Source organism: Corynebacterium sp., from assembly GCF_012837295.1.
GTDB lineage: Bacteria > Actinomycetota > Actinomycetes > Mycobacteriales > Mycobacteriaceae > Corynebacterium.
This window is the reverse complement of record NZ_DURI01000300.1, coordinates 1-2921: the sequence shown is the minus strand read 5'-3', so window position 1 is coordinate 2921 and position 2921 is coordinate 1. Positions and strand designations below refer to the sequence as shown.

Here is a 2921-nt window from a genome sequence, read left to right as displayed (position 1 = left end):
GCGGTACCGGTGTCGACCACGTAATGGATGCCCGGCACCGTCAGCGACGTTTCGGCGATGTTGGTGGCCAGGACGATGCGTCGTGAAGCATGCGGCCCGAACACCCGGTGCTGCTCCGCATTCGACAATCGGCCGAACAAGGGAAGGACCTCGACGCCGCGCCACTTCTGGCCCTCGATGGCTTCGGCGGCCTCGCGGATCTCGCGCTCGCCGGAAAAGAACACCAGGATGTCGCCGTCGCCCTCGCGCATGAGCTCGCGGCAGGCGCCGACGACGCCGTCGATCTGGTCGATGTCCGTGACGCGGGTTTCGACCTGGCCGTTCTTGCGCGTGACGGTTTCCTCGACGGTCAACGGGCGATAGCGGACCTCGACCGGGAACGTGCGGCCGGAGACCTCGATGATCGGGGCGGGCGTGCCGTCGGCGTCGGCGAAATGCTCCGCGAACCGCTCCGGGTCGATCGTCGCCGAGGTGATGATGACCTTCAGGTCCGGGCGCTTGGGCAGTAGCCGCTTGAGGTAGCCCAGCAAGAAATCGATGTTGAGGCTGCGTTCGTGGGCCTCGTCGATGATGATCGTGTCGTAGTCGAGCAGCAGCCGGTCGCGCTGAATCTCTGCCAGCAGAATGCCGTCGGTCATGAGCTTGACGCACGTGTCGCGGCCGATGCGGTCGTCGAAACGGATGGCGTAGCCGACGTGGCCGCCGATCTTCTCGCCGAGCTCGTCGGCGATGCGCTCGGCCACCGTGCGCGCGGCAAGGCGGCGCGGCTGCGTGTGGCCGATCTTGCCCAGCACGCCGCGGCCCAGGTCGAGCAGGATCTTCGGGATCTGCGTGGTCTTGCCCGACCCGGTCTCGCCGGCGATGACGGTGACCTGGTTGTTCTCGATGGCCTCGGCGATGTCGTCGCGGCGGGCGGAGACCGGCAGCGACTCCGGGTACGTGATAGTCGGCAGGCAGGCGCGGCGTTCCTCGACGCGCAGCCGCGCCAGCTCGATGTCCTCGGCGATGGCGTGGACGGCGTTGGGCGCCGAGGCGCGCTTTAGGCGGCGCCGAAAGCTGCGGGCCTCGGCGAAGGTGACGCCGTCCAGGCGGGCGTAGATGGGCCGCTTGTCGACGTGCGGGTGGTTGCCGCGAGGCGCCTCGTTCGTGCTGGCGCCGGGGGAGCGGCGACCGCGCCGCCGGCCACCGCGATTTCCGCGGTCCGGGTTCTGTTTCTGCTCAGACATGGTTGCCAGCCAGGGTAGCCGCTGGCGGCGTTAGCAATCTCACTGGCACGGGCCCCGGCAAAATGCGGGAATGAATGCCGAACTCCTTTAAGGTTTTTCTCATGAACTCCGTGCTGATCGCCGTTCTGGTGATGCTCATCCTCGCTATATCGCGCGTCCATGTCGTCCTGGCGCTGTTCATCGGCGCGCTCGTCGGCGGTCTCCTCGGCGGCCTCGGCTTCGACGGGACGCTGGTGGCGTTCCAGGAGGGCCTGTCCGGCGGTGCCCGCATCGCGCTGAGCTACGCGCTGCTCGGCGCCTTCGCCATGGCGGTGGCCCAGTCCGGCCTGCCGCAGCTGCTGGCGAACAAGATCATCGGCGCGGTCACGGGCAAGGATCCGGAGGAGAACGCCAAGGCCGTCGGCGTGGTCAAGTGGTCGCTGCTCGGCGGCTTCACCCTGATGGCCGTCCTGTCGCAGAACCTCATCCCGGTGCACATCGCGTTCATCCCGCTGATCGTCCCGCCGCTGCTGGTCGTCATGAACAAGCTGAACATCGACCGCCGCGCCGCCGCCTGTGCGCTGACGTTCGGCCTGGTGACCACCTACATGTTCATCCCGCTGGGCTTCGGCTCGATCTTCCTCAACGACATCCTGCTGGGCAACATCGAGATGGCCGGCATGGACACCGGCGGCATCAACATCCTGCAGGCCATGGGCATCCCGGCCGCGGGCATGTTCATCGGCCTGCTCATCGCGCTGTTCTTCAGCTACCGCAAGCCCCGGACCTACGCCGACAAGACCATGTCGGATGCGGGCAACGGGTTCGGATCCGATGACTCCGGTTCCGCCCCGGCCGGCATCGCCGATCCGGATGCCGCCGGCGACGGCGCGGCGGTGGGCACCATCGCCCGCGCGGCGGCCAAGCCGATCGAGAAGCGCAAGATCGTCATCGCCCTGATCGCCATCTTCGTCACTTTCGCCATCCAGGTGTGGATGCAGTCGACCGATTTCGAGGCCGACTCTTTGCTCATTGGTGCGCTGGCGGGCCTGGCTGTGTTCATGATCACCGGCGGCGTCAACTGGCGCCAGGCCGATGACGTGTTCACGGCCGGCATGAAGATGATGGCCCTGATCGGTTTCATCATGATCTCCGCCCAGGGCTTCGCCGCCGTCATGACCGAGACCGGCGATGTCGAGCCGCTGGTCGAGGCCTCCGCCGACATGTTCGCCGGATCCCACGCCGCCGCCGCCTTCGCGATGCTCATCGTCGGCCTCATCGTGACCATGGGCATCGGTTCGTCGTTCTCGACGCTGCCGATCATCACCGCCATTTACGTGCCGCTGTGCACGGCGATGGGCTTCTCGCCGCTGGCCACCGTCGCCATCATCGGTACCGCCGGTGCCCTGGGTGACGCGGGTTCGCCGGCGTCGGACTCGACGCTGGGCCCGACGGCCGGCCTCAACGCCGATGGACAGCATGACCACATCCGCGACTCGGTCATCCCGACGTTCATCCACTTCAACCTTCCGCTGCTGGCGGCGGGGTGGATTGCGGCGATGGTCCTCTAGGGCTTCATCCTCGAACTGGCCGGTTCGGCTTGGCGACGGCACGTCGTCACGCCGGACCGGCCAGTTTGTTTTGCGCGCGGTATATCAATGAACCATGAACCTTTCCTTGGAAAACCTTAGGGGCGTCGCTCGTGGCGGTCGGCGG

Annotated in this window: 2 protein-coding genes; one reads left to right on the top strand and one right to left on the bottom strand. The window is 66.9% G+C overall.

The window, feature by feature from the left end; translation table 11 throughout:
• The coding region (locus tag GX015_RS09710) for a helicase-related protein (protein ID WP_291344728.1) at window positions 1–1226 on the bottom strand (1226 nt) is incomplete at its 3' end.
• Between the two features lie 101 nt (window positions 1227–1327).
• Here GX015_RS09710 and GX015_RS09705 point away from each other — a divergent pair.
• Window positions 1328–2776, top strand: a complete 1449-nt coding sequence (locus GX015_RS09705) for a Na+/H+ antiporter NhaC family protein (protein ID WP_291344727.1) — start codon at window positions 1328–1330, stop codon at window positions 2774–2776.
• Window positions 2777–2921 lie beyond the last annotated feature (145 nt).